Below are 23,431 nucleotides of genomic sequence, written 5' to 3' on the forward strand. Positions count from 1 at the left end.
CCCCACCCCTCGGACACGCAGCAGGACAGCCCGAATCACGCCTCCGCGGCCGACTCCCCCTCAGCGGCTTCCTCCAGGGCGAACCCCGGAAGCCACTCCTCCAGCTCCTCGCGCAGTCGCACCGACGCCCCCAGCTGGCACAGCACGCCGATTGTGCTCAACGTCACCCGGTGTATCAGGAGGTACGCCGGGGGAAGGTTGAGCTGCTTGCCCAACTGGTAGGCGGGGGAGCGGGGATCGGCGATGCGGGCTGCCTGGCTGCGCATCCAGCCGCGGGTGAAGGTGAACTCGTCGACCCGGGCCGGTTCGATGATCGGCAGGAGGTAGTCGAGGACGGCGCTCGGGTCCAGCTCGATTGATTCCTTGACGAAGCCCTCCGCGCAGAGGAGTTCGTAGACGGCCTCGGCCTCGCCGTCGAGGGTCATGCGCAGGGAGTCGCCGATGGGGGCCGGCAGGCCGCCCGGGAGGCGGTCGACCGTGCCGAAGTCCAGGACGCCCAGGCGCCAGTCGTCCTCGCCGCCCGGGCCGCCGGGCAGCAGACGGAAGTTGCCCGGGTGCGGGTCGGCGTGCAGCAGGCCGGTGCGGGCCGGGCCGGAGAAGAGGAAGCGGGCCAGGAGCTGACCGGCGCGGTCGCGCTGTTCCCGGGTGCCGTCCGAGATGATCTCCGAGAGGGGGACTCCGTCGATCCACTCGGTGATCAGCACCTCGTCGCACTGGTGGACCACGCCCGGCACCACCACGTCCGCATCGTCCGCGAACTCCTCGGCGTGAGCCTGCTGGGCCTGGGCCTCCAGGCCGTAGTCCAGCTCCTCCGAGACGCGGTCCTTGAGCTCCGCGATCAGAGGTTTGATGTCCATGCCGGGGATGAGCGGACCCAATAGCCGGGCGAATCGGCTCAATTGAGTGAGGTCGGACAGGAGGGCGTCACCGGCTCCCGGGTACTGCACCTTGACCGCCACCTCGCGGCCGTCGTGCCACACCCCGCGATGCACCTGTCCGATCGAGGCCGCGGCGGCGGGCTTGTCCTCGAATTCGAGGAACAGGTCGGGCCAGTCCTCGCCGAGCCGCTCGCCGAGCACCCGGTGCACGGTGCTGGTCGGCATCGGTGGCGCCGCCTCCTGCAGCTTCGTCAGCGCCGCACGGTAGGGGCCGGCGACCTCCTCGGGCAGCGCCGACTCGAAGACCGACAAGGCCTGACCGAACTTCATGGCGCCGCCCTTGAGCTCGCCCAAGACCCGGAACAACTGCTCCGCCGTGCGCTGTTGCAGCTCCCGGCCGACGATCTCCGCCGACTCGCCGACGATCCGCTTGCCCAGTCCCCAGGTCGCCCGCCCGGCGAAGCCGAGCGGGAGCGCGGCGAGCTTGGCGGTCCGGGTGACCGCCTTGCGGGGAAGATCAGACATGCGCCCTCCAAGTCCCTGCCGGCCGCGCCGCTTCTGCCGTACGACACAACTCCTTCGGCGACCGTTGCCCCGCCATTGTCTCGTGTGACTCCTCGTCCTCGGAGGTGTGTTCTCCCTTACCTTTCTCCGCGGCCCCGCACGGGCATGCCGGATGTGCCCAGATCGGCCGCGCATGCCAGGTCAGAGCGGGTAGGGAGACCTCCCAGCGGGCTCCGGCACTCGTTGGGACCCGGCCGTCCAGGAACGCGAGCGCATGTGCGGCCGCCAGCCCGGCAACCGTCGTGGCCAGCGTCAGGTCGCAGGGTCGCACCTGGCGCGGCGTGCCGGAGCGCCACTGTGCGACCAGTCGGGGCCAGGCCGGATCCCGATCGGTGCGCCCCTCGTGCAGACAGCCCGCGCAGCCCGTCTCACCGGGCAGGACGAGGGGGCCGACGACGCCGGTCGCCTCCACGACGCCGGCGTACAGATGCGGCGTACCCGAGGCGATCAGGGGTTCTGCGGTGGACGGCGCGGGGGCATGGACGGCGACGTCGTCGCGCGGGGCGAGGATCACCAGCGAGAAGCCGGGATCGCCGTCCGGAGGGGGAGCCGCCCCGCCGCGGCGTGGTGGGCGGTCCGGGGCGGACCGGCGTAGGGCCTGCCGGGCGGCCTCGTCCCTGCGGTCGCCGACGGACTCGGCGGGCAGTCCGCCCGGTGCCACGTCCCCCGCCTCGACCCGGCCGACGTCCCGCACATCGACCTCCCCGATCCCGGCACCCGCCAGCAGCGAGGCCAGTACCGAACCCACCCGGCCCGCACCCCGCACCTGCACGCGCAGTGAGCGGCGCGCGGCCAGGCGACCGATCGCTTCGCCCGGTTCGGTGGCGATCAGGGACAGTGAGGCGAGGTCCGGGCGCAGCCGCGCGAGGACCTCCTTCTTGCCGCGGAGCGCGTCGGCGGCCGGTCCGCCGCCCTTCGCGTCGTCCAGGAGGCCGGACCGCGCCAGCCGCTCCACCAGGCTGTCGACATGACCGTCGGGCAGGTCCATACGGCGTCCCTCCTCGCGCAGGAGGGGCAGCCCGCGGGTGCCGTTGAGCAGGTCGAGAAAACTGCCCGTTGCCGTGTCCACCGGACCCAGCGTCATCCCGTGCGCCGGTGTCATACCGAACTGCACGGTGTTGAGATCGCGCCAGCCGCGCCTGAGCGCGGGCTTCAGCACCGGCGCGAGCGGAACCATCGCATTCATTGACAGGCCCCCGTAGCCCTCGTGGAACATTTCCGTCCGCCGGTGGAGCTCGGTCGGCGCGCCGTCGATGGTCGATCGACGGTCCGTCGCGGCTGTCCCGGCGAGAACCAGCATGCCCAAACCCGCTGACGGGTGCCGAAAGTTGTCCACAGGTGGTGGGTATTTGTCGTACAAATCAAACGCTCGGTGGCGGATCGAGACGGAACCGTCCAGGAGTCGGGACTTCCTCCGTGTGCAGCGGGTAACGTCGGGGCGTGCCCGCCGACCCACTGCACCGCGCCGGAACGCCAAAGCGCAGCACGACGAGCCAGCCGCCGAGCGGCTCGGGGGCGAGCGCGATCGAGGTCCGCAGGAGCTCCCGTCGACGCCGGACGGTCTCTGCGTACCGCGAGGGCGATCGCACCGTCGTGCTCATCCCTGCCCGGATGTCCGAGGCGGAGGAGCAGCGCTGGGTGACCGTCATGCTCGACAAGCTGGCCGCCCAGGAGAGCAAACGGGTCCTCGGCGACGACGAGCTGGCGGAGCGCGCCGAGCGGCTGTCGGCCCAGTATTTCGACGGCCGGGCCCGCCCCGCTTCGGTGCGCTGGGTCACCAACCAGAACACGCGCTGGGGCTCGTGCACCCCGTCCGAGGGCAGCATCCGTCTGTCGCACCGGCTTCAGGGCATGCCCGAGTACGTCGTCGACTACGTCCTCGTACACGAGCTGGCGCATCTGCTCGTGCCCGGACACGGGCCCCGCTTCTGGCGGCTCCTCGAAGCGTATCCGCGCACCGAACGGGCCCGGGGCTACCTCGAAGGAGTGGTCGCCGCCGAGCGGTTGCCGCATGTGCCGGGGGCTCGCGGGGAGTGACCGCTGTCCTGGGGCGGTTGTTGTGTACCGGGTCTGTACCGACTTCATCCGGTGTCGGAGTTAGCCGTTAACCTGGCGCGACGCACTCGCATTCGGGATGGGGGACGGTCGTTACGCATGGCCAGGGAATTCCAACGCGGCCACAAGGCCAGGATCAGTGACCTCACCGCGGGCACCGATCTGTACGTAGGCGTGCAGATCAGCGGCCCCGGGCTGACCTTCGACATCAGCTGCTTCGGACTTGACGCCGACGAACGGCTCTCGGACGACCGCTACTTCGTCTTCTTCAATCAGCCGAAGTCCCCCGAGGAGTCCATTCAGCTGCTGGGCGCCCAGGCGGGCGACACGGAGTCCTTCCGCATCACGCTCGACCGGATTCCGGCGCAGATCCAGAAGCTGTCTTTCACGGCGACCCTCGACGGTGCCGGGCAGATGTCGCAGATCGCCCCCGGATACGTCCGCATCGTCGCTGGTGGCGAGGAGGTGGCCCGGTACTCCTTCAACGGCTCGGAGTTCTCCACCGAGCGGGCCGTGATGCTGGGCGACTTCTACCTCAAGGACGTGTGGCGGTTCGCGGCCGTCGGGCAGGGCTTCGACGGCGGCCTCGAGGCGCTGCTGAAGAACTTCGGCGGGGAGGTCATGGAGGAGGAGGCGCCTGCGACGCCCGCTCCGCAGCAGCCCCAGACCGGAGCCGCCCCCGGCTTTGCACCGCCCGCGTTCGGCGCCCCGGCCGCCCCGGCGCCCGCCCCGGCTCCGCAGCCCGCCGCGCAGGGCTTTGCGCCGCCCCCGGGAGCGACTCCGCCCGCGGCGCCCGCACCCGCGCCCGCGCCGAATGTGCACGCCGCGCCCACCATCATCGCGCCCATGACCCCGCCCGGCGGCGGCCAGGTGCACCCGCCGGCCCCGGCGCCCGCGCCCTACGGACAGCCGCCCCAGCAGCAGCCGTACGGCCAGAGCCCACCGCCGCCGCCCGGCTACGCCCAGCCCCCGGCCCCGCAGGCCCCGCACGCCCCGGGCCCGCCGCCCGGTTACGGCCAGCAGCCCCCGTTCGGGCAGATCCCGGGGCAGCAGGCGCCCTACGGCGCGCCTCAGGGCGTCCCGCAGGGCGCTCCCCAGGGCGGCGCCGGGGTGAGCGCCGCGCTCCAGAAGTTCAAGGAGACGCCCACCGGGCAGCGCTGGACGCCTCAGAACAAGAAGCTGATCCGCGTCGACCTGGGCATGGGCGGCCAGCCCGTGCTGGCCCGCCAGGGCAGCATGGTGCTCTACCAGGGCAAGGTCGACTTCGGCTACAAGGGTGCGGGCTTCGCCGGCCGGATCGTGGGCAACGCGACCGGCCAGGAGATGCAGCTGATGCGCTGTACCGGCCAGGGCCAGGTGTTCCTCGCCGAGAACTCCGCCAACCTGCACCCCGTCGAGCTCCAGGGCGACGCGATCTGTGTCTCCGCCGAGAGCGTCCTCGCCTTCGATGAGAGCCTCCAGTACGAGGTCCGCCGTATCGAGGGTCATGGCATCCCCGGGGGCGCGCTGTTCACGATGCAGTTCCAGGGCACCGGCACGATCGTCGTGAAGACGCACGGCACTCCTGTGGTGCTGCCCGTCACGCCCACGACGTTCGCCGACGCCAACGCCGTGGTCGCCTGGTCGGCCGCCTCTCAGGTGATCGTCTCCAGCCAGGTCCGCATGCGGCGCAACGCCTACCCGGGCGACACCGGCGAGAGCGTCAACCTGCAGTTCCGGGGCGCGCCCGGCAACTTCATCGTCGTCCAGCCGTACGAGGTCTGAGGGAGCCCGTCATGAACCAGCCACTCGCGGGCTACGCCCCCGCACCCGTCACCGCCCGCATGGAGAACCACGGCGACCACATGCTGAAGGTCGCCATGCAGACCGGAAACGACATCCTCGCGCGCGTGGGCTCGATGATCGCCTACGAGGGCTTCATCCAGTACGAGCCCAATCCGCCGGCCGTGCGCCAGATCGCCCGCGACTGGATGACCGGTGAGGGCGCGCCCCTGATGAAGTGCTCCGGCGACGGACTGCTCTACCTCGCCGACTACGGCGCGAACGTCGTCGTCATCAACCTCAACGGCGACGGCATCTCGGTCAACGCCACCAACCTGCTCGCCTTCGACGCGCATCTGACGTGGGGCGTGGAGCGGGTCAAGGGGCTGGCGAAGTTCGCCGGGCAGGGTCTGTGGAACACCAAGATCTCCGGACAGGGCTGGGTCGCGCTGACCTCCCGGGGCACGCCGATCGTCGTCGACTGCGGTGGCGGCGAGGACGAGACCTACGTCGACCCGGACGCGCTCGTCGCCTGGTCCCCGAACCTCAAGGTGAAGGGCAAGCGCAGCTTCAAGGCGCAGTCGCTGATCGGCCGCGGCAGCGGCGAGGCCTTCCAGATGGCCTTCTCCGGTCAGGGCATCGTCGTCGTCCAGCCCAGCGAGGACAGCACCGACCGTCTCCGGGTCCGGGGCTGAGGGGGAGCCAGAAACGCCATGCAGAGTCCGCTTTTCACCTTCAACGACTCGCAGTCCCAGGAGCGCTACAGCCTGCAGAACAAGCAGATGCTGCGCGTCACCCTGGAGGGCCACGACGACATTCTGGCCCGCAAGGGCACGATGGTCGCCTACCAGGGGCTCGTCGAGTTCGACGCCGAGTACCAGAGCAACAACCAGGCACGCGCGCGTGCGTACACCGGCGAGGGCCTCAGCCTGATGCGCTGCCACGGGCAGGGCACGGTCTACTTCGCCAACCTCGCCCAGCACATCCATGTGGTGGACGTGGAGCAGGACGGGCTGACCGTCGACAGCAGCTACGTGCTGGCGATGGACTCCTCGCTGCACCACGAGGTCATCGCCGTCGACAGCCTCTACGGCATCTCCGGCTCGGGGAAGTACCAGCTCAACATCACCGGCCGCGGCAAGGTCGCCCTGATGACCTCGGGCGCGCCGCTGATGATGCAGGTGACGCCCGACAAGTACGTCAACTGCGACGCCGACGCGATCGTCGCCTGGTCGACCGGGCTGCGCGTCCAGATGCAGGCCCAGACGCACTCCTCAGGCGTGTGGCGGCGCCGCGGCAACACCGGTGAGGGCTGGGAGCTCAGCTTCATGGGCAGCGGTTTCGCGCTGGTCCAGCCGAGCGAGCTGCTGCCGCCGCAGAACGCCCAGATCGGGTCGGGCCTCGCCGCGCAGTACGGCATGGGGCAGCACGGGGCTCGGGCGCAGAACCAGGGGAATGTCTGGAGCTGAGCGTCCAGGAAACAAACGTAAGGGGCGCCCGCCACTGCGGGCGCCCCTTACGCGTTGCCAAGGCTCAGAGCCTGGCGCGCGTCGCTTCCAGCAGCCGTACGACCGACTCGTCGGCCACGTCCGCCACCTCGTCGTACGCGAACCAGCGCAGGTCGAGCGACTCGTCGCTGATCTCCTGGACCGCCCCGGGCGGCGCCATGACCGCGTACTGGACGTCGAAGTGCCAGTGGCACGGGGCCGGGATCGGATGCCGGTCGAGGCGGACCGGGCCGCCCGGCAGCAGCGTCAGCCCGACGATGCCCGACTCCTCCGTGGCCTCGCGCAGGGCCGCCGCCTCCAGGGCGGTGTCCTCCGGCTCGCAGTGGCCGCCCATCTGGAGCCACATCTGCAGCTTCCGATGGAGGGTCAGCAGAACGCGGTCGCGCGACGGATCGATCACCAGGGCGCTCGCCGTGATGTGGCCCGCATGGCAGGCCTTCCACATGCCGTCCGGGTGCGCCGCCAGGTGGTCCAGATAGGTCTGTCGCAGCTCTTCCTGGTCCTCGTACCCCTTGAGCACGAGGACCGCGTCGTCGTACAGGCTCACTCGGTGTCGTCGCCCTTGTCGTCCTCGGGGGCGTCGTCCTTCTTCAGGTTCGGCTTCTCCGCGGAGCCGCCGCCCGCCGCCTCGCCGAGCATCTTGTCGAGCTCGGAGAAGTCCAGCTGCTCGCGGTGCACGAAGCCGTCCGGATCGTCCAGGTCGGAGGCCGTCGGGAGCATGTCCGGGTGGGACCACAGGGCGTCCCGGCCGTCGACCCCGCGCGCGTCCGTGAGCGAGGCCCACAGGCGGGAGGCGTCGCGCAGCCGGCGTGGGCGCAGCTCCAGGCCGATCAGCGTGGCGAATGTCTGCTCCGCCGGGCCGCCAGTCGCACGGCGGCGGCGCAGGGTCTCGCGCAGCGCGTCCGCGGACGACAGGCGGGGTTTCGCGGCCGCGTGCACCACCGCGTCCACCCAGCCCTCGACGAGCGCCAGAGCCGTCTCCAGACGGGCCAGGGCAGCCTTCTGCTCCGGGGTGTCCTCCGGCTGGAACATGCCCTGCTGGAGGGCGTCCTGCAGCTGCTCCGGGTTCTGCGGGTCGAACTGGCCGACCACGTCCTCCAGCTTGGCCGTGTCGACCTTGATCCCGCGCGCATACCCGTCGACCGCGCCGAACAGGTGCGAACGCAGCCACGGCACATGCGCGAACAGGCGCTGGTGGGCGGCCTCGCGCAGGGCGAGATACAGCCGCACCTCCTCCTTCGGCACGCCCAGGTCCTTGCCGAACGCCTCGATGTTCACCGGCAGCAGCGCGGCCTTGCCGACCGGCCCCAGCGGCAGGCCGATGTCGGTGGAACCGACAACCTCGCCCGCGAGCACACCGACGGCCTGCCCGATCTGCGTGCCGAACATCGCGCCGCCCATGGAGCGCATCATGCCGATCAGCGGGCCCGCCATGGCCTGCATCTCCTCCGGCAGGACGTCGCCCATCGCCGCGCCGACGCGCTCGGCGACCGGGTCGACGAGCTCCTGCCACGCGGGCAGGGTCGCCTCGACCCACTCCGCGCGCGACCACGCCACGGCGGTGCCGGCACCCGACGGCAGCGACGTCGCGTCGTCCAGCCACAGGTCGGCCAGGCGCACGGCCTCCTCGACCGCGGTGCGCTCGGCGGCGCCGACACTCGCGTCCTTGGTGCCGTCAGGGGTGCCCTGGGAGACCGTCTGGCGGGCGATCTGCTTGGCCATCTCCCAGTTCACCGGGCCGCCCTCGTACGAGAGCATCTGGCCCAGCTGCTGGAAGGCGGCGCCCAGGTCGGTGGGGTTCAGCGAACCGAACATGGCTGCGAGCGGATTGTCCGCACCGGGGCCGCCGAAGCCTCCGGCCCCGGGCAGCCCGCCGAAACCGAACGGGTTGGCCGGTCCCTGACCACCACCGCTCTCCTGGTCCTTCTTCTTGCCCTCGTCGCCGTCTTCCGGCTCCTCCGGCGGAAGGCCGAATCCGAATGGGGTGTCACTCACGGGATTCCTCGGCTGGTAAGGCCGCCGGTTGTCTCCGACGGCACGACTGCCCGATAACACCACCCAGCGTAGACACCGTGGGCGGTTCGGGCCTCGGTGCTTCGCCGACTCTTGGCCTGCGGCAGGATGGATGCCACCTGGTACGGACGCGTCACTCGCGTTCTTACTGAAGACAACCGCTGGAGACGCCCGGTGAGTTCCCCAGATCCGCAGGTTCGCGCAGCGCGAAACGAGTCAACCCCGTCGACGGTCCGCGGACCGGTCGTCGCGGTCACCGGTGCCGCGTCCGGCATCGGCGCGCTGCTCACCGAGCGGCTCGTCGCCTCGGACGAGATCAAGCAGGTCATCGCCATCGACGAGCGCCGCGGCGAGTGCGCGGGGGCGCAGTGGCACATCCTGGACGTACGGGATCCGGCCATCGCGGAAAAGCTGCGGGGCGCCGACGTGGTGGTGCATCTGGCGCTCGATCTGGATCTGGAGACCGACCCTGCCGCCCGTACGGCCTACAACGTACGGGGGACACAGACCGTGCTGACCGCTGCCGCCGCGGCCGGCATCCACCGGGTCGTGCTGTGCACGTCCGCGATGGTGTACGGGGCGCTGCCGGACAACGAGCTGCCGCTGTCCGAGGACGCGGAGCTGCGGGCCACGGCCGAGGCCACCGGGGTCGGGGACCTGCTGGAGATCGAGCGGCTCGCCCGGCGCGGCCCGCGGGCCCATCCCGGACTCAATGTCACCGTGGTGCGGCCCGCGGTCCTGGTGGGAGGCACGGACACCGCGCTGACCAGGTACTTCGAGTCGCCCCGGCTGCTCGTCGTGGCCGGGTCGCGGCCCGCCTGGCAGTTCTGCCACGTCGAGGATCTGTGCAGTGCCCTGGAGTACGCCGTCCTGGAGAAGGTCGACGGGGAACTCGCCGTGGGCTGCGACGGGTGGCTGGAACAGGAGGAGGTCGAGGAGCTCAGCGGGATCCGGCGGATGGAGCTGCCGTCGGCGGTGGCCCTGGGGGCTGCGGCAAGGCTGCACCGGATCGGCCTGACGCCGTCTCCGGCCGGGGACCTGGCGTACACGATGTACCCCTGGGTGGTCAGCGGAAGCCGGCTGCACGACGCGGGATGGCGGCCCCAGTGGACCAACGAGGAAGTGCTCGCGGAGCTCCTGGAGGAGGTCTCGGGCAGGCACACGGTGGCCGGCCGGCGGCTGGGCCGCAAGGACGCGACGGCGGCCGGAGCCGCGGGCGCGACGGTGGCGCTGCTGGGCGCGGCCGCCGTGGTGCGACGGGCACGCAAGGCCCGGCGCCGGATCTGAGAGCGAGCCCTGTAGGACACTCCAAGCCCGTACACGCGCGTGCCGGGTGAAACGTCTATTCCGGGTTGTCAGTGGCGTGCGGCACGATGGACGCATGGCACCCACCAACGACCATCCCGGCGAGCAGGCCGCGCAGGACCCCGTCAAGCTGATCGCCGTACGTGAGACCGCGCTCTCCCTGGACGAGGTCTTCAAGGCCGTCGGGGACGACGCCGCCGGGGGGACCGCACTGTTCGTGGGGACCGTGCGGAACCACGACGGGGGTGCCGATGTCGACCGGCTCGGCTATTCGTGCCACCCCAGTGCCGAGGCCGAGATGCGAAGGATCGCGGAGAAGGTCGTCGCCGACTATCCGGTGCGGGCTCTGGCCGCAGTCCACCGCATCGGTGAGCTGGGCGTCGGGGACCTCGCCGTGGTCGTCGCCGTTTCGTGTCCGCATCGGGGCGAGGCCTTCGAGGCCTGCCGGAAGCTGATCGACGATCTCAAGCACGAGGTGCCCATCTGGAAGCATCAGACCTTCTCCGATGGTACGGAGGAATGGGTGGGGGCCTGCTGAGCCCCTCCGCCTCCCCCGGGTTGCGTAACTGCACCCCTGGCGTCAGCGTTCTCAGTGTGGCTGGTTAATCTGCTGATCAGTCAGTTCTTGCGGTCGCTCATCGGGGTTGGGAGGTCGGCATGGGGGCGCTCCTCTGGTTGTTGATTCCGTTGATGGCAGCGATCGGCGCCGGTCTGTGGGGCAGCTGGGCCAACCGGACCCGGAAGGTGCGCGGCGACGGGCCCGAACTCGACGGCTACGCCCGCTTCCGTGAGGCCATGGAGAAGCCCCACTCCGGTACGTGACATGACAGGGGTGGGGCTGACGGTGCGCTGACAGGACCTTCCCGTACTGTCTTGGCATGCCACGCCGCACCGCGACGATGCTCGCCTCCACCCTGATGCTGATCGCGCTCCTGTGCGCGGGAGTGTTCATCCCCGTGCCGTACTCGGAGATGTCCCCGGGACCGACGGTGAACACGCTCGGGAACCACGACGGCGAGCCGGTGCTGCAGATCTCCGGACGCAAGACCTATGCGGCCGACGGGCACCTGAACATGACCACCGTGCGGGTGACCAGCGCCGACTACAAGATGAACCTCGTCGAGGCCGTCTACGGCTGGCTGGCCCACGACAGCAAGGTCGTGCCGCACGACACGCTCTACCCGGACGGCAAGACCGAGCAGCAGTCGACCCAGGAGAACGCCGAGGAGTTCAGCCAGTCCCAGGAGAGCGCCAAGGTCGCCGCCCTGAAGGAGCTCCGCATCCCGGTGAAGAGCTGGGTGATCGTCTCGACGGTGGTCAAGGGCTCCCCGGCGCAGGGCAGGCTGCACGCCGGAGATGTGATCAAGGCCGTCGACGGCACGGCCGTGAAGCAGCCGGCCGACGTCGCCAAGCTGGTCACCAAGCACAAGCCCGGCCAGGACGTCGTCTTCACGATCGTGCCCGCCAAGGAGCAGGCCGCCGCCGAGAAGAAGAACACCACGGCGACCAAGACCCAGAACATCACGATCAAGACCGCCACCTCCGACGACAGCGGCAAGAAGCGCGCCATCGTCGGGATCTCCGCGGGGACGGACCACACCTTCCCGTTCAGCATCGACATCAAGCTCGCCGACGTCGGCGGGCCGAGCGCCGGTCTGATGTTCGCGCTCGGCATCTACGACAAGCTCACCCCGGGCAACCTGACCGGCGGCAAGTTCGTGGCCGGCACCGGGACGATCGACGACAGCGGCAAGGTCGGCCCGATCGGCGGCATCGAGATGAAGACGGTGGGCGCACGCGACAAGGGCGCCCAGTACTTCCTGACGCCCGCAGACAACTGCAAGGCCGCCGCCAAGGACACCCCCAGTGGGCTCACCCTGGTCAAGGTGAACACCATCGGCGACGCCCTCGGCGCGCTGAAGGACATCCGCACCGGCAAGACGTCCGACCTGCCGAAGTGCACGGCCAAGTAGCCCCAAGGGCCACGCAGGGCTGCGCACGCGGGACCGGGAAGAACTACTCCTCGAACGTCGCCGCCAGGGCCTCCGCCAGGCCCGGCACCAGTTCCGAGCCGGTGAGGACCTCGGTCGGCGCGTCCTTCTCGCGCAGCCGCAGCGCCGAGTCGCGTGCGCCGTCGCGCAGCACCGCCACCGTCATCCGGACCTCCTGACGGTCCGGGTGACCCGCCACCCACTTCGCCAGCTTGGCCTCGCTCAGCCCCTCGGGGACCTGAGCCTCGGCGGACGGCGGCAGCATCAGCCGCTCCACGGTGAGCGCGCAGCCGGCCACCGCGTCGGGCCAGGCGATCGTGGCGAGGAACTCGTCCAGCGGTTTGCCGGCCGGGATCTCGTCCTGCTCGACCGGAGTGAGACCGGTCGTCTCGGGCTCGTCCGCCAGGCCGAGCTGGGCGGCGAGGGCGGGTTCCTGGGTCCGCAGCCGAGCGGTGTCTACGAGGGCGAAGAGGCGGGCGGGCTGGTCCCAGCCGAGGCCGGAGGCGTACTCGTCGATCTCGAGTACGGCCCGGGTGAGGGGGCTCGCTGCCATGGGAGTGTTGGACATGGTCACAATCCTGCCTCGTTCATGGCCGGAATCGGGAACCGAGTAAACGGTGAGTAAGTTGCATAGGTGTGGGCCCACGATCACGGGGGGCCACGGAAGGTCCACGAACACGCGGGCCTGACGAACCGACAGCGACTTCGAGGTGCGCACCTTGGCTTTCCAGATGCCGGACCGCGGCGGAGGCCCGACGGGGCCACGGATCAGAGTGGGCCGCCCGTCCCGGCGCGTCCGGACCCTGCTCATGACACTGGGCGTCCTTGCCGTGCTCGGCATGGCGTTCACCATGTTCGCGGGCTTCTGGACGGACTGGCTCTGGTACCGCTCCGTGAAGTACTCGTCCGTCTTCACCACGACCCTGTGGACCAAGATCGGACTGTTCTTCGTCTTCGGTCTGCTGATGGCCCTCGCGGTCGGCTTCAACATCTGGCTCGCGCACCGGCTGCGGCCACCGCTGAGCGCCATGTCGATGGAACAGCAGAGCCTCGACCGCTACCGGATGGGCATCGCCCCGTACAAGACCTGGCTGTTGCTCGGGATCACCGCCCTGGTCGGTCTGATCGCCGGCGCCTCGGCGTCCAGCCAGTGGCGCACCTGGCTGATGTGGGTCAACGGCGTGCCCTTCCACCAGAAGGACCCGCAGTTCCACCTCGACGTCTCCTTCTACGCCTTCGACCTGCCCTGGTACCGGTTCCTGCTCGGCTTCGGCTTCGCCGCCGCGATCCTCTCCCTGATCGCCGCCGCGCTCACCCACTACCTGTACGGCGGCCTCAGGATCACCTCCCCGGGCGCGCGCGCCACCTCCGCCGCGACCGGCCATCTGTCGGTGCTGCTCGGTGTCTTCGTCGCCCTGAAGGCGGTCGCGTACTGGCTCGACCGGTACGGCCTCGCCGTGAAGTCCAGCGACTTCAAGGCGACGGACAACTGGACCGGCCTCAGGTATGTCGACGCGAACGCCTACCTGCCGGCGAAGACGATCCTGTTCTGCATCGCCGTCATCTGCGCGCTGCTTTTCTTCGCCACCCTGTGGCGCCGCACCTGGCAGCTGCCCGTGATCGGCTTCGGCCTGATGGTGCTCTCGGCGATCCTCATCGGCGGGCTGTACCCGGCGATCGTGCAGAAGTTCCAGGTCCAGCCCAACGAGCAGGCCAAGGAAGCGCCGTACGTCCAGAAGAACCTCAAGGCGACGCGTGAGGCGTACGGCATCGACGGCGCCAAGGTCAGCGACTACTCCGGGACGAGCAAGACCAAGGACAAGTCCACACTGCGCGACGACGTCGACTCCACGGCGAGCATCCGCATCCTGGACCCGAACATCGTCTCGCCCACGTTCCAGCAGCTCCAGCAGATCAGGAACTACTACGCGTTCCCGACCAACCTGGACGTCGACCGCTACAGCAAGGACGGCAAGGACCAGGACACGGTCATCGGTCTGCGCGAGCTGAACCTCAACGGCATTCCCAAGAACAACTGGATCAACGACCACTTCCGCTACACCCACGGCTACGGAGTGGTCGCCGCCAAGGGCACCGAGACCCAGGACGGCCAGCCCGTCTTCACCGAGTCCGATCTGCCGTCCACCGGTGACCTCGGGAAGTACCAGCAGCAGATCTACTACGGCGAGAAGACCACCGCGTACTCGATCGTCGGCGGTCCCCAGAAGGAGATCGACTACTCCGACGACAGCGGTGAGAAGACCACCAGCTACAAGGGCAAGAGCGGGGTCAACCTCGCCAACCCGATCAACCGGGCCGCGTACGCGGTGGCGTTCAACGAGCCGCAGATCCTCTACTCCGGTGCGATCGGCGAGGGTTCGCGAATCCTGTACAACCGCACGCCCAAGGAGCGCGTCGAGGCGGTGGCGCCTTGGCTGACCATCGACGGCGACGCCTATCCGGCAGTGGTCAACCACCGTATCCAGTGGATCGTCGACGCATACACGACCACGAACGGATACCCGTACGCCTCCCGTACGACCCTGGGCGATACGACGGCCGACTCGCTGACCGCCACCAACACCAACCGCGCGGTGGTGGCCCAGCAGAACCAGGTCAACTACATCCGCAACTCGGTGAAGGCGACCGTCGACGCGTACACCGGCGAGGTCAAGCTCTACCAGTGGGACACCAAGGACCCGGTGCTGAAGACCTGGATGAAGGCGTTCCCGGGCACGGTGCAGCCGCGGACCGCCATCTCGAACGACCTGCTGGCCCATCTGCGCTACCCGCAGGACCTGTTCAAGGTGCAGCGCGAGCTCCTCACCCGCTACCACGTCACGGACGCGCAGACCTTCCTCACCGGCAGCGAGGTGTGGCAGGTGCCGGACGACCCGACCAACAAGTCGGGCAACGCGGTGCCGCCGTACTACCTGAGCATGAAGATGCCCGACCAGGCCTCGCAGGCGTTCTCGCTGACGACGACCTTCACGCCCAACGGCCGGGACAACCTCAGCGCGTTCATGGCGGTCGACGCCGATGCGAAGTCGAGCGACTACGGCAGGATCAGAGTCCTCAAACTGCCGACGAGCACGACGGTCGACGGACCCAAACAGGTCCAGAGCCAGCTCAACTCCGAGCAGGACATCGCCTCCGCGATCAAACTCCTCAAGGGCGGCGACTCCGACATCGAGTACGGCAACCTGCTGACCGTGCCGCTCGACGAGGGACTGCTCTATGTGGAGCCGGTCTACGTACGCGGTGGTGGACTCAAGTACCCGCTGATGCGCAAGGTGTTGGTGACCTACGGCGGCAAGACCGCCTTCGAGGACACCCTCGACCAGGCCCTCAACAAGGTCTTCGGAGCGGAGAGTTCGACCAACCCGCCGTCGGACGAGGGGACGACCAAGCCGCCGACGTCCAGTAATCCAACGGTCCAGCAGGCGCTGAACGACGCCCAGAAGGCGTTCGACGCGGGCCAGGAAGCCCTGAAGAAGAACGACTGGACGGCTTACGGCCAGGCGCAGAAGGACCTCGAGGCCGCGCTCAAGCGGGCCGAGGACGCGCAGGCCAAGGCCGACAGGACAAGCGGCGGCAGCGGCAACAAGAGCAGCAGCAGCCCCAGTCCGAGCGGCAGCCCCAGCAGTAGCTCCGGCAGCGGCTGATCATGCCCACCCCGCGTCGTGGTACGGTTGGCACACAACGACGCGGGGTGGAGCAGCTCGGTAGCTCGCTGGGCTCATAACCCAGAGGTCGCAGGTTCAAATCCTGTCCCCGCTACTGAAGTCGAAGGCCCGGATCCAACAGGATCCGGGCCTTCGTGATGTGCGAACGCATGTGCCGACCCAGGGGATGGACGTGCCGCTGTGGGGAGTTGGGAGAACTGTGTTTGACTTGTCTCTCTGTGGGCATGTCGACAAAACGCTGAAGTGACCTCACTGGCTGCGGTATACCAGGTGTACCCAGGTTGCAGGTGGTGCGACGATGGACGTTATGGGGGACAAGGCAACTCTGTTCGAGACAGGGCGATTTGTGCAGCCTTCCGAACCGGGCGAAGCCGGGGAGGTGGCTGAGGAGGCCGTCGAGGAAGTTCGTCAGAGGCTCGCCGCCGAAGCCGGCGACGTCGAGGCGATGAGCGTCCTCGGGGCCATGCTGCTGCGCCGTGGTGATCTCGACGGAGCCGAGCCCCATCTGCGTGCTGCCACCGCCGCGGGAGACCGCGCCGCTGCCAACAACCTGGGAGTCCTTCTCCATCAGCGCGGATACGCCGACGACGCCGCCGGCTGGTGGCGGATCGCCGCCGTCGCCGGGTCCGCGGCGGCCGCGCACGCGCTGGGGCGTCATCACCGCGAGCGCGGGGACGAGCCCGCCGCCGAGTACTGGCTGCGGCAGTCCGCCGAGCAGGGCCATGCCCTGGGCGCCTACGCGCTCGCCGATCTGCTGGAGCACCGCGGGGACACCGGCGCCGAGGACTGGATGCGGGCCGCCGCGGAGCGAGGCCACCGAGAGGCCGCTTACCGGCTGGCGCGTGCCCTTGATCGCAAGGCGGCATGTCAGGGCGAGGACGGGGGTGACAACGGTGTCGAGCTGCTGGCTCAGGCCGAGCAGTTCTACCGGCAGGCCGCCGCGCGCGGTCACCGGCGGGCCGCGCTGCACCTCGGCGCGATCCTGGAGAGGCGCGGTGAGCTCAAGGAGGCCGGGCGCTGGTATCTGACGTCCGCGAAGGACGGAGAGGCGCGGGCCGCCTGCGCGCTCGGGTTCCTGCTGAGGGACGCCGGGGACACCGAGAGCGCCGCCGTGTGGTGGCTCAGGGCCGCGCAGGACGGGGACGGCAACGCGGCCAACGCGCTGGGCGCGCTGCATGCCGAGCGCGGGGAGACGCAGACCGCCGAGCGCTGGTACCGGGCGGCGATGGACGCCGGGGACGACAACGGCGCGTACAACCTCGGGCTGCTCTGCGCCGAGCAGGGGCGCACCGCGCAGGCCGAGCAGTGGTACCGCCGGGCCGCGTACGCCGGGCACCGGGAGGCGGCGAACGCGCTGGCGATCCTGCTGCTGCAGGGCGGCGACACGACCGGCGCCGAGCCGTGGTTCTCCAAGGCTGCGGAGGCCGGGAGCGTGGATGCCGCATTCAACCTGGGGATCCTCCACGCCGGGCGGAGCGAGGACGACGTCGCGCTGCGCTGGTACGAGCGTGCCGCGGCCGCCGGGCACACGGAGGCGGCGCTGCAGGTCGGCATGGCACGGCTGCGGGACGGGGACGAGCGGGCGGCGGAGCGGCATCTGCGCTGCGCGGCCGGAGGCGGCAGCGCGGAGGCCGCGTACCGACTGGCGACCGTACTGGACGCCCGGCGGCCGCCCGCGCCCGCGCATGAGCTCGGGGAGTCCGTGCACGAGAAGACCGAGTGCGAGGAGTGGTACGAGCGCGCGGCTTCCCAGGGACACCGGCGGGCGCAGGTGCGGGTCGGGATGATGGCCGCGGCCCGGGGGGACGTGGTGGACGCGGCCCGCTGGTACCGGGAGGCCGCCGAGGCCGGGTCCCGCAACGGCGCCTTCAATCTCGGGCTGCTGCTGGCCCGGGAGGGGAGCGAGCCGGAGGCGGCGGTGTGGTGGACGCGGGCCGCCGATGCGGGGCACGGCCGGGCCGCGCTGCGGCTGGCCCTGGTCTACGCGCGTCGGGGTGAGCTGGCGGAAGGGCAGCGATGGGCGGACCGGGCGGTGAAGCTGGGGCCGGCGGAGGTGTCGGAGCGGGCCGCCCGCCTGCGGGATGCTCTGCGGGAGGAGCTGTCGGCCTAGCGGTGCCCGGCGCTGGGACGACCGCCCTGGGGGCTGCGCCCCCAGCCCCCCTTCGGCCTGAACGGCCTCGTCCTCAAAACAAAGCGATTTGCCTTTGTCGTCGCTGCTGACGTAACGTTGCGTTCACCGACGCGGGGTGGAGCAGCTCGGTAGCTCGCTGGGCTCATAACCCAGAGGTCGCAGGTTCAAATCCTGTCCCCGCTACTGAAGGCCGAGGGCCGGAATCCAGTGAATGGATTCCGGCCCTCGGTGTTTTCAGCAGGCAGTCAGGGGATGCGCGGAGCGGTTACGCCGCCGCGCAGTTCGGGCAGATGCCGCGGTAGGTGACCTCGACGTCCGAGACCTTGAATCCGAAGCGCTCCGAGTCGGGGAGGTCGGCGAGCGGGTTGCCGCTCGGGTGGACGTCACGGATGGCGCCGCACTGGGCGCAGACCAGGTGGTGGTGCGGCCGGTGCGCGTTCGGGTCGTACCGCTTGGCGCGCTTGTCGGTGGAGACCTCCAGCACCTCGCCGAGGGAGACCAGCTCGCCCAGCGTGTTGTACACGGTCGCCCGGGAGATCTCGGGGAGCTTGGCGACGGCCCGGGAGTGGACCTCGTCGGCGGTCAGATGTACGTGCTCGCCGTCGAGAACCTCGGCCACGACGCGCCGCTGCGCGGTCATCCGCCATCCGCGTCCGCGCAGCCGTTCCAGAAGGTCGCTCATGAAATCCAGCCTAACAGCAGGGGGACCATTTCCCGAACGGGTGTGAGTTTGGATCGCTGTTCGAGTTGGACTGGGTCCAAGGTGGATGGCTGGTCCCCCTGTGCGCTCAGGCGGGCACGTGCTGTCGTGCCGGTGCCCAGCAGCGGATGATGTCGCGGACCGAGACGATGCCGGCCGGCTCGCCCCGGTCGAGGACGATCAGATGGCGGAAGCCGCCGTGGGCCATGGCGCGGGCCGCCTCCTCCAGGGTCCAGGACGGGGCGGCGAAGACGACGTCGTTGGTGGTGTGGTCGTGGGCGCGCTCGGTGTCAGGGCTCTGGCCCAGGCCGACGGAGTTGAGGATGTCGCGTTCGGTGAGGATGCCGATGCCCCCGGCGTCGGGGTCGAGGACCACGGCCGCGCCGACACGGCGGGCGGACATCAGGGCGGCGGCCTGGCGGAGAGTGTGGGCGGGGCCGATGGTGAGGACCACCGTGCTCATGGCGTCGCGGACGAGCATGGGATGGAGCCACCTCCTAGGGAATCCGGACAGTTAGTTCGCGGATTCACAAGTTCACAAGTGGGGGGACTCTCAGAGTCGCAGGTAAAGCGGGGGTCAACAAGGGGGCGCGTGCGGCCAATTGAGGGCGCATGCGCTCATCTGTGCCTTTACGGGTGCTGCTCAGTAGCGCTCGTTGAGATAGCCCAGCAACTCGTCGTGCAGCAGACCGTTCGACGCGGCCGCGTTGCCGCTGTGCGGGCCCGGGCGGCCGTCGAGGCCGGTGAAGGAGCCGCCCGCCTCGGTGACGATGATCGTGTTGGCGGCCATGTCCCAGAGGGAGAGCTCCGGCTCGGCGCAGATGTCGACCGCGCCCTCGGCGACCAGCATGTAGGGCCAGAAGTCGCCGTACGCGCGCGTGCGCCACACCTCGCGGGTCAGGTCCAGGAAGCCGCCCAGCCGGCCCTGGTCCTCCCAGCCCGTCAGGGAGGAGTACGCGAACGAGGCGTCCGCCAGCTTCGCCACACGGGAGACCTGCAGACGGGAGGCCGAGGAGAGGCTGCGCCCGGTGAAGGCGCCGTGGCCCTTCGCGGCCCACCAGCGGCGGCCCAGCGCGGGGGCGGAGACGACGCCGACGACGGGCTGGAAGCCGGTCTCGCCTGCCTCCATCAGGGAGATCAGGGTGGCCCACACCGGGACGCCGCGTACGTAGTTCTTGGTGCCGTCGATCGGATCGACCACCCAGCGGCGGGGGCCGGTGCCCTCCAGGCCGTACTCCTCGCCGAGGATCGCGTCGCGTGGGCGGGCGCGCTTGAGCTGGCCGCGGATGATTTCTTCCGCCGCCTTGTCCGCTTCGCTCACCGGGGTCATGTCCGGCTTCGTCTCGACCTTGAGGTCGAGCGCCTTGAAGCGGGACATCGTTGCCGCGTCGGCGGCGTCCGCGAGGACGTGGGCGAAACGGAGGTCGTCAAGGTAGTCCGGCATGGAACGAACGCTATCCGGCGAGGTCGCGATGGGGCCACAAGGCCATGCTCACGGTTTGGCGGCACATCGGCGGTCCCCCGAAGGCTCGCGGTGGCCGAAGGGCGCCCCCGCGTGCCCTCGCGAACCCTTGACAGTGCCCCTGTGCGCGTCAAATCTGGGCGCAGAGCCGCTCGCCCCAGGGAGGCGATGATGCCTGCAGCGCGGGAATCCCTACTGGACGCCGCGTACACGGCGCTGGCGCGCCGACCGTGGTCCGCCGTGCGGATGGTGGACGTCGCCTCGGCCGCCGGAGTGTCCCGGCAGACCCTCTACAACGAGTTCGGCAGCAAGGAGGGGCTTGCCAGGGCGCTCGTGAGAAGGGAGGCGGACGGCTACCTCGCCGGAGTCGAGCGGGCGCTCGCCACCCACAGCGACGCCCGTGAACGGCTGACCGCGACCGCCGAATGGACCGCGTCCACGGCGCGCGAGAATGCACTCGTACGGGCCATGCTGACCGGCTGCTGGAGCGAGCGGCTGCCCTCGCCGACGCTCTCCGCCGTGCCGTCCTCCTCCGCCGTACCCGCGCAGCGCCGTGCCGACGGGCCGCTGCCGTCGCCCGGCGACTTCGTGGCGATGGTGCGGGACCGGGCCGTGGCGGTGCTGTCGGGGCCCGGCGTGCACAAGGCGGACACCGCCGAGCTGGCCCGGTCCTGTGAGCTCGTGGTGCGGCTCGCGCTCTCGTGCGTGGCGGCTCCGCCGGGGGAGGGCGGGGTGAAGGACCTGGTGCGGACCGCTCTGCCCCGGCAGTCGGCCTGAGCGGTTCGCTGCCGCGGTGATGAATCTGCGGGCCGGGGGGGCGCGCAGTTCCCCGCGCCCCTTAAACGGGGCGCGGCCGGAGATCTCCGGGCGCTGGTGGAGCGGGACGGAGTGGCCCAGCGCCCAGATCTTGGCGTCGGCCTCGTTGTACAGCTTGTCGGCCGCCGCCGTGTCCGTGGTCTCGCTCGCCTTGTCCAGCAGTGCGTCGATCTCCGGCCCGAGCTGAGCGTGTAGGACAGCGTGAGTCGAGTCGGGTACGGCGGTGGAGGTCTTCGGGCGCCTGAAGGATCCGTACACGCGACCACTCCTGGCCGCGGTCCCGCGCTCGACGACCCGCGCGAGCCCCAACCGCCGGTCGGCGACCCGGTGTTGAAGGTCCGCGGCCTCACCCGCACCTTCCCCCTTCTGAAGGGCGCTGCGCTTTCGAGCGCCGCGTCGGCACGGTGTACGCCGTTGACGGGGTCGATCTCGATGTGCGGCGCGGCGAGCTGACCAAACCGCAGGTGAAGGCCCTGCGCCGCCGGATCCAGATCGTCTTCCAGGATCCGATGGCCTCGCTGGACCCGCGCATGCCGGTCGGTGACATCGTCGCGGAGCCCCTGCGCACGCACGGCGCCGACCGGTCCACCGTCGCCCGCCGTGTCCCCGAACTCCTCACCCAGGCAGGCCTGGACCCGGCACACGCCGACTGCTTCCCGCACGAGTTCTCCGGCGGCCGGCGCCAGCGCATAGGCATCGCCCGCGCCCTGTCCGTCGAACCGGAGCTCCTCGTCCTCGACGAGCCGGTCTCGGCGCTGGGCGTCTCCGTCCAGGCCGGGGTGCTGGAGTTGCTGCAATGTCTGAAGGAAGACCTGGGCCTCGCCTACCTCTTCGTCTCCCACGACCTGTTGGTGGTCCGGAACATCGCCGACCGGGTGAGCGTCGTGTACCTGGGCCGCACGGTCGAGGCGGGCCCGGTCGACGAGGTCTTCGAACGCCCTCGTCACCCCTCGGATTCTGCTGGCCGGAGATCCACCGAGCCCGACCCGCCGCTACGACGGCTGCCGCTTCCGCCCGCGCTGCCCGCTGTACGCCTCGCTCGCCGAGGAGGAGCGGGGGGCGGTGCGCGCATGATGTGCCGGAGTTCGAGGGGGATGGGGTGGCCTGCCACTTCCCGCGCGTACGGGAAGTCGTCTGAAGTCGTCTAGTGGCTGGATCCGGAGAGCTGCAGGCCGATCACGCCCACGATGACCAGGCTGATCGAGACGAGCTTCAGCGTCGACACCAGGTCGCCGAGGAAGATCATGCCGTAGATCGCGGTGCCCGCCGCGCCGATGCCCGTCCACACCGCGTAGGCCGGGCCGACGTCCAGCTTCCTCAAGGAGAGGGTGAGGAGACCGAAGCTGCCCAGGGCGAAGATGCAGAACGCGATCGTCGGCCACAGGCGGGTGAAACCGTGGGAGAGCTTGAGGCACACGGCGAAGCCCGTTTCGAGCAACCCGGCCACCACCACCAGCAGCCACGCCATGTGCTGTCCTCCCGTAGGTCCGGTGTCGGCCGGTTGCGATTATGCACTTACCGGACTCATGGGCCCACAAACAACGCGGAGGTCAGTCGCCCTCCGTGCGCTCACGCGTGGCCAGCAGACGGCGCAGTGAATAGAGCCGGGCCGGGTCCGCGTGGCCCTCGGCCACCCACTCGTCCAGCGCGCAGTCCGGCTCGTCGTGACTGCAGGCGCGCGGGCAGCCCTCCGTGCCCGGCTCCAGGTCGGGGAAGGCCTTGATGACCCGGGACGGGTCCACGTGGTGCAGGCCGAAGGACCGTACGCCCGGGGTGTCGACGACCCAGCCGGCGGCATCCGGCAGAGGGATCGCGCGCGCCGACGTCGTGGTGTGCCGGCCACGGCCCGTCACGGCGTTGACATGGCCCGTGCTGCGCCGACGGTCCTGCGACACGAGCGCGTTGACCAAGGTCGTCTTGCCCACGCCCGAGTGGCCCACGAACGCTGTGATCTTGCCGTCCAGCTGCTTGCGTACGCGGTCCACCGCCTCGCCGCTCTCCAACTCCTCGCGGCTGGTCACGACGTAGGGGACGCCCAGCGCCCCGTACAGCTCCAGGAGTTCGTCGGGGGAGGCCAGATCCGACTTGGTGAGGACCAGCAGCGGGGTGAGCCCGCCGTCGTACGCCGCGACCAGACAGCGGTCGATCAGGCGCGGGCGCGGCTCGGGGTCGGCGAGGGCGGTGACGATCGCGAGCTGGTCGGCATTGGCGACGACCACTCGCTCGTACGGATCGTCGTCGTCCGCGGTGCGCCGCAGGACCGAGGTGCGCGGCTCGATGCGGACGATACGGGCGAGAGTGTCCTTGGCGCCCGACAGATCGCCGACGATGGCCACGCGGTCGCCGACCACCGCGGCCTTGCGGCCCAGCTCACGGGCCTTCATCGCCGTGACCACGCGGTCCTCGACGAGACAGGTGAGGCGACCCCGGTCGACGGTGACGACCAGGCCCTCCACCGCCTCCTCGTGCTTGGGCCGGATGTTCGTACGCGGCCGGTTGCCCTTGCGGTTCGGGCGGGAGCGGATGTCGTCCTCGTCGGTGTGCTTGCCGTAGCGGCGCAT

The 23,431-nt window shown here is 70.2% G+C and carries 22 protein-coding genes and 2 tRNA genes; 14 read left to right on the plus strand and 10 right to left on the minus strand.

Annotated features, from left to right (window positions below; all coding sequences use genetic code 11):
- Positions 1–35: 35 nt before the first annotated feature.
- Complete coding sequence (locus tag P2Q00_RS46795) at positions 36–1,403, minus strand: ABC1 kinase family protein (RefSeq protein ID WP_275781004.1); 1,368 nt, start codon at positions 1,401–1,403, stop codon at positions 36–38.
- Positions 1,396–2,628, minus strand: coding sequence for a TOMM precursor leader peptide-binding protein (locus P2Q00_RS46800; RefSeq protein ID WP_275781005.1), 1,233 nt, complete (start codon positions 2,626–2,628; stop codon positions 1,396–1,398). The genes P2Q00_RS46795 and P2Q00_RS46800 overlap by 8 nt, the downstream gene beginning before the upstream one ends.
- Positions 2,629–2,882: 254 nt before the next feature.
- Here P2Q00_RS46800 and P2Q00_RS46805 point away from each other — a divergent pair, with 254 nt between their 5' ends.
- From P2Q00_RS46805 to P2Q00_RS46820, 4 genes are all read left to right on the plus strand, one after another.
- A complete protein-coding gene (locus P2Q00_RS46805) occupies positions 2,883–3,479 on the plus strand; it encodes a M48 metallopeptidase family protein (RefSeq protein ID WP_275781007.1) in 597 nt (198 codons plus the stop codon).
- A 117-nt stretch (positions 3,480–3,596) separates the two neighbouring features.
- A complete protein-coding gene (locus P2Q00_RS46810; protein ID WP_275781009.1) occupies positions 3,597–5,261 on the plus strand; it encodes a TerD family protein in 1,665 nt (554 codons plus the stop codon).
- 11 nt (positions 5,262–5,272) lie between these two features.
- Positions 5,273–5,953: an AIM24 family protein gene (locus P2Q00_RS46815; RefSeq protein WP_275781011.1), complete on the plus strand. Its 681-nt coding sequence runs from the start codon at positions 5,273–5,275 to the stop codon at positions 5,951–5,953.
- An 18-nt stretch (positions 5,954–5,971) separates the two neighbouring features.
- Positions 5,972–6,727 carry an AIM24 family protein gene (locus tag P2Q00_RS46820; protein ID WP_275781012.1) on the plus strand — a complete coding sequence of 252 codons (756 nt, stop codon included), beginning with the start codon at positions 5,972–5,974 and terminating at the stop codon, positions 6,725–6,727.
- 64 nt (positions 6,728–6,791) lie between these two features.
- Here the strand turns inward: P2Q00_RS46820 and P2Q00_RS46825 are convergent, their stop codons facing one another.
- The gene (locus P2Q00_RS46825) at positions 6,792–7,313 is read right to left on the minus strand and encodes an NUDIX hydrolase (protein ID WP_275781013.1); all 522 of its coding nucleotides are present in this window, start codon (positions 7,311–7,313) and stop codon (positions 6,792–6,794) included.
- Positions 7,310–8,761: a zinc-dependent metalloprotease gene (locus P2Q00_RS46830; protein ID WP_275781014.1), complete on the minus strand. Its 1,452-nt coding sequence runs from the start codon at positions 8,759–8,761 to the stop codon at positions 7,310–7,312. Before P2Q00_RS46830 ends, P2Q00_RS46825 begins: the two co-directional genes overlap by 4 nt.
- A gap of 192 nt (positions 8,762–8,953) precedes the next feature.
- Between P2Q00_RS46830 and P2Q00_RS46835 the strand changes: the two genes are divergently transcribed.
- The 4 genes from P2Q00_RS46835 to P2Q00_RS46850 all read left to right on the plus strand — a co-directional run bounded on the left by P2Q00_RS46835 (position 8,954) and on the right by P2Q00_RS46850 (position 12,057).
- Positions 8,954–10,066: an SDR family oxidoreductase gene (locus P2Q00_RS46835; protein WP_275781015.1), complete on the plus strand. Its 1,113-nt coding sequence runs from the start codon at positions 8,954–8,956 to the stop codon at positions 10,064–10,066.
- Between the two features lie 94 nt (positions 10,067–10,160).
- Entirely contained in the window at positions 10,161–10,622 is a 462-nt protein-coding gene (locus P2Q00_RS46840) for a molybdenum cofactor biosynthesis protein MoaE (protein WP_275781016.1), read from the plus strand.
- A gap of 119 nt (positions 10,623–10,741) precedes the next feature.
- Positions 10,742–10,906 carry a hypothetical protein gene (locus P2Q00_RS46845; RefSeq protein ID WP_275781017.1) on the plus strand — a complete coding sequence of 55 codons (165 nt, stop codon included), beginning with the start codon at positions 10,742–10,744 and terminating at the stop codon, positions 10,904–10,906.
- A gap of 56 nt (positions 10,907–10,962) precedes the next feature.
- Entirely contained in the window at positions 10,963–12,057 is a 1,095-nt protein-coding gene (locus P2Q00_RS46850) for a YlbL family protein (RefSeq protein WP_275781018.1), read from the plus strand.
- Positions 12,058–12,100: 43 nt separating this feature from the next.
- On the opposite strand, the gene P2Q00_RS46855 is transcribed toward P2Q00_RS46850, so the two are convergent.
- On the minus strand, positions 12,101–12,643 hold the full coding sequence (locus P2Q00_RS46855; protein ID WP_275781020.1) for a PPA1309 family protein: 543 nt from the start codon (positions 12,641–12,643) through the stop codon (positions 12,101–12,103).
- A 163-nt stretch (positions 12,644–12,806) separates the two neighbouring features.
- On the opposite strand from P2Q00_RS46855, the gene P2Q00_RS46860 reads away from it, so the two are divergent.
- The 4 genes from P2Q00_RS46860 (at position 12,807) to P2Q00_RS46875 (ending at position 18,075) form a co-directional block, all read left to right on the plus strand.
- Entirely contained in the window at positions 12,807–15,740 is a 2,934-nt protein-coding gene (locus tag P2Q00_RS46860) for a UPF0182 family membrane protein (RefSeq protein WP_275781089.1), read from the plus strand.
- A gap of 41 nt (positions 15,741–15,781) precedes the next feature.
- Positions 15,782–15,855 (plus strand) — tRNA-Met (locus P2Q00_RS46865).
- 204 nt (positions 15,856–16,059) lie between these two features.
- The gene (locus tag P2Q00_RS46870) at positions 16,060–17,871 is read left to right on the plus strand and encodes a tetratricopeptide repeat protein (RefSeq protein ID WP_275781021.1); all 1,812 of its coding nucleotides are present in this window, start codon (positions 16,060–16,062) and stop codon (positions 17,869–17,871) included.
- A 130-nt stretch (positions 17,872–18,001) separates the two neighbouring features.
- Positions 18,002–18,075 (plus strand) — tRNA-Met (locus P2Q00_RS46875).
- Between the two features lie 82 nt (positions 18,076–18,157).
- Here the strand turns inward: P2Q00_RS46875 and P2Q00_RS46880 are convergent.
- The 3 genes from P2Q00_RS46880 to hisN form a co-directional block, all read right to left on the minus strand.
- Complete coding sequence (locus tag P2Q00_RS46880) at positions 18,158–18,574, minus strand: Fur family transcriptional regulator (protein WP_275781022.1); 417 nt, start codon at positions 18,572–18,574, stop codon at positions 18,158–18,160.
- A 106-nt stretch (positions 18,575–18,680) separates the two neighbouring features.
- Positions 18,681–19,073 (minus strand): CBS domain-containing protein, encoded by a 393-nt coding sequence (locus tag P2Q00_RS46885; RefSeq protein ID WP_266844017.1) that lies wholly within the window; start codon positions 19,071–19,073, stop codon positions 18,681–18,683.
- 162 nt (positions 19,074–19,235) lie between these two features.
- Positions 19,236–20,036: a histidinol-phosphatase gene (hisN, locus tag P2Q00_RS46890; RefSeq protein WP_275781023.1), complete on the minus strand. Its 801-nt coding sequence runs from the start codon at positions 20,034–20,036 to the stop codon at positions 19,236–19,238.
- Positions 20,037–20,225: 189 nt separating this feature from the next.
- On the opposite strand from hisN, the gene P2Q00_RS46895 reads away from it, so the two are divergent.
- Both P2Q00_RS46895 and P2Q00_RS46900 read left to right on the plus strand, forming a co-directional pair.
- Positions 20,226–20,831: a TetR/AcrR family transcriptional regulator gene (locus P2Q00_RS46895; RefSeq protein WP_275781090.1), complete on the plus strand. Its 606-nt coding sequence runs from the start codon at positions 20,226–20,228 to the stop codon at positions 20,829–20,831.
- Between the two features lie 443 nt (positions 20,832–21,274).
- The gene (locus P2Q00_RS46900; protein WP_425579641.1) at positions 21,275–22,018 is read left to right on the plus strand and encodes an ATP-binding cassette domain-containing protein; all 744 of its coding nucleotides are present in this window, start codon (positions 21,275–21,277) and stop codon (positions 22,016–22,018) included.
- On the opposite strand, the gene P2Q00_RS46905 is transcribed toward P2Q00_RS46900, so the two are convergent.
- Together P2Q00_RS46905 and rsgA are read right to left on the minus strand one after the other, a co-directional pair.
- Positions 22,015–22,338, minus strand: coding sequence for a DMT family transporter (locus P2Q00_RS46905; protein ID WP_275781024.1), 324 nt, complete (start codon positions 22,336–22,338; stop codon positions 22,015–22,017). The two genes, P2Q00_RS46900 and P2Q00_RS46905, sit on opposite strands and share 4 nt — an antisense overlap.
- An 82-nt stretch (positions 22,339–22,420) precedes the next feature.
- Positions 22,421–23,431: a ribosome small subunit-dependent GTPase A gene (gene rsgA / locus P2Q00_RS46910; protein ID WP_275781025.1), complete on the minus strand. Its 1,011-nt coding sequence runs from the start codon at positions 23,429–23,431 to the stop codon at positions 22,421–22,423.

The organism is Streptomyces coacervatus, assembly GCF_029223485.1.
Lineage (GTDB): Bacteria > Actinomycetota > Actinomycetes > Streptomycetales > Streptomycetaceae > Streptomyces > Streptomyces coacervatus.

Excerpts from the sequence above, each read along its gene's own strand:
- P2Q00_RS46840 (WP_275781016.1), top strand. The coding sequence starts at position 10,161 with ATGGCACCCACCAACGACCATCCCGGCGAGCAGGCCGCGCAGGACCCC.
- P2Q00_RS46845 (WP_275781017.1), top strand. The coding sequence starts at position 10,742 with ATGGGGGCGCTCCTCTGGTTGTTGATTCCGTTGATGGCAGCGATCGGC.
- P2Q00_RS46815 (WP_275781011.1), top strand. The coding sequence starts at position 5,273 with ATGAACCAGCCACTCGCGGGCTACGCCCCCGCACCCGTCACCGCCCGC.
- P2Q00_RS46820 (WP_275781012.1), top strand. The coding sequence starts at position 5,972 with ATGCAGAGTCCGCTTTTCACCTTCAACGACTCGCAGTCCCAGGAGCGC.
- P2Q00_RS46810 (WP_275781009.1), top strand. The coding sequence starts at position 3,597 with ATGGCCAGGGAATTCCAACGCGGCCACAAGGCCAGGATCAGTGACCTC.
- P2Q00_RS46795 (WP_275781004.1), bottom strand. The coding sequence starts at position 1,403 with ATGTCTGATCTTCCCCGCAAGGCGGTCACCCGGACCGCCAAGCTCGCC.
- P2Q00_RS46905 (WP_275781024.1), bottom strand. The coding sequence starts at position 22,338 with ATGGCGTGGCTGCTGGTGGTGGTGGCCGGGTTGCTCGAAACGGGCTTC.
- P2Q00_RS46880 (WP_275781022.1), bottom strand. The coding sequence starts at position 18,574 with ATGAGCGACCTTCTGGAACGGCTGCGCGGACGCGGATGGCGGATGACC.
- hisN (WP_275781023.1), bottom strand. The coding sequence starts at position 20,036 with ATGCCGGACTACCTTGACGACCTCCGTTTCGCCCACGTCCTCGCGGAC.
- P2Q00_RS46870 (WP_275781021.1), top strand. The coding sequence starts at position 16,060 with ATGGACGTTATGGGGGACAAGGCAACTCTGTTCGAGACAGGGCGATTT.
- P2Q00_RS46885 (WP_266844017.1), bottom strand. The coding sequence starts at position 19,073 with ATGCTCGTCCGCGACGCCATGAGCACGGTGGTCCTCACCATCGGCCCC.
- P2Q00_RS46800 (WP_275781005.1), bottom strand. The coding sequence starts at position 2,628 with ATGAATGCGATGGTTCCGCTCGCGCCGGTGCTGAAGCCCGCGCTCAGG.
- rsgA (WP_275781025.1), bottom strand. The coding sequence starts at position 23,431 with ATGCGCCGCTACGGCAAGCACACCGACGAGGACGACATCCGCTCCCGC.
- P2Q00_RS46850 (WP_275781018.1), top strand. The coding sequence starts at position 10,963 with ATGCCACGCCGCACCGCGACGATGCTCGCCTCCACCCTGATGCTGATC.
- P2Q00_RS46855 (WP_275781020.1), bottom strand. The coding sequence starts at position 12,643 with ATGTCCAACACTCCCATGGCAGCGAGCCCCCTCACCCGGGCCGTACTC.
- P2Q00_RS46860 (WP_275781089.1), top strand. The coding sequence starts at position 12,807 with ATGCCGGACCGCGGCGGAGGCCCGACGGGGCCACGGATCAGAGTGGGC.
- P2Q00_RS46895 (WP_275781090.1), top strand. The coding sequence starts at position 20,226 with ATGCCTGCAGCGCGGGAATCCCTACTGGACGCCGCGTACACGGCGCTG.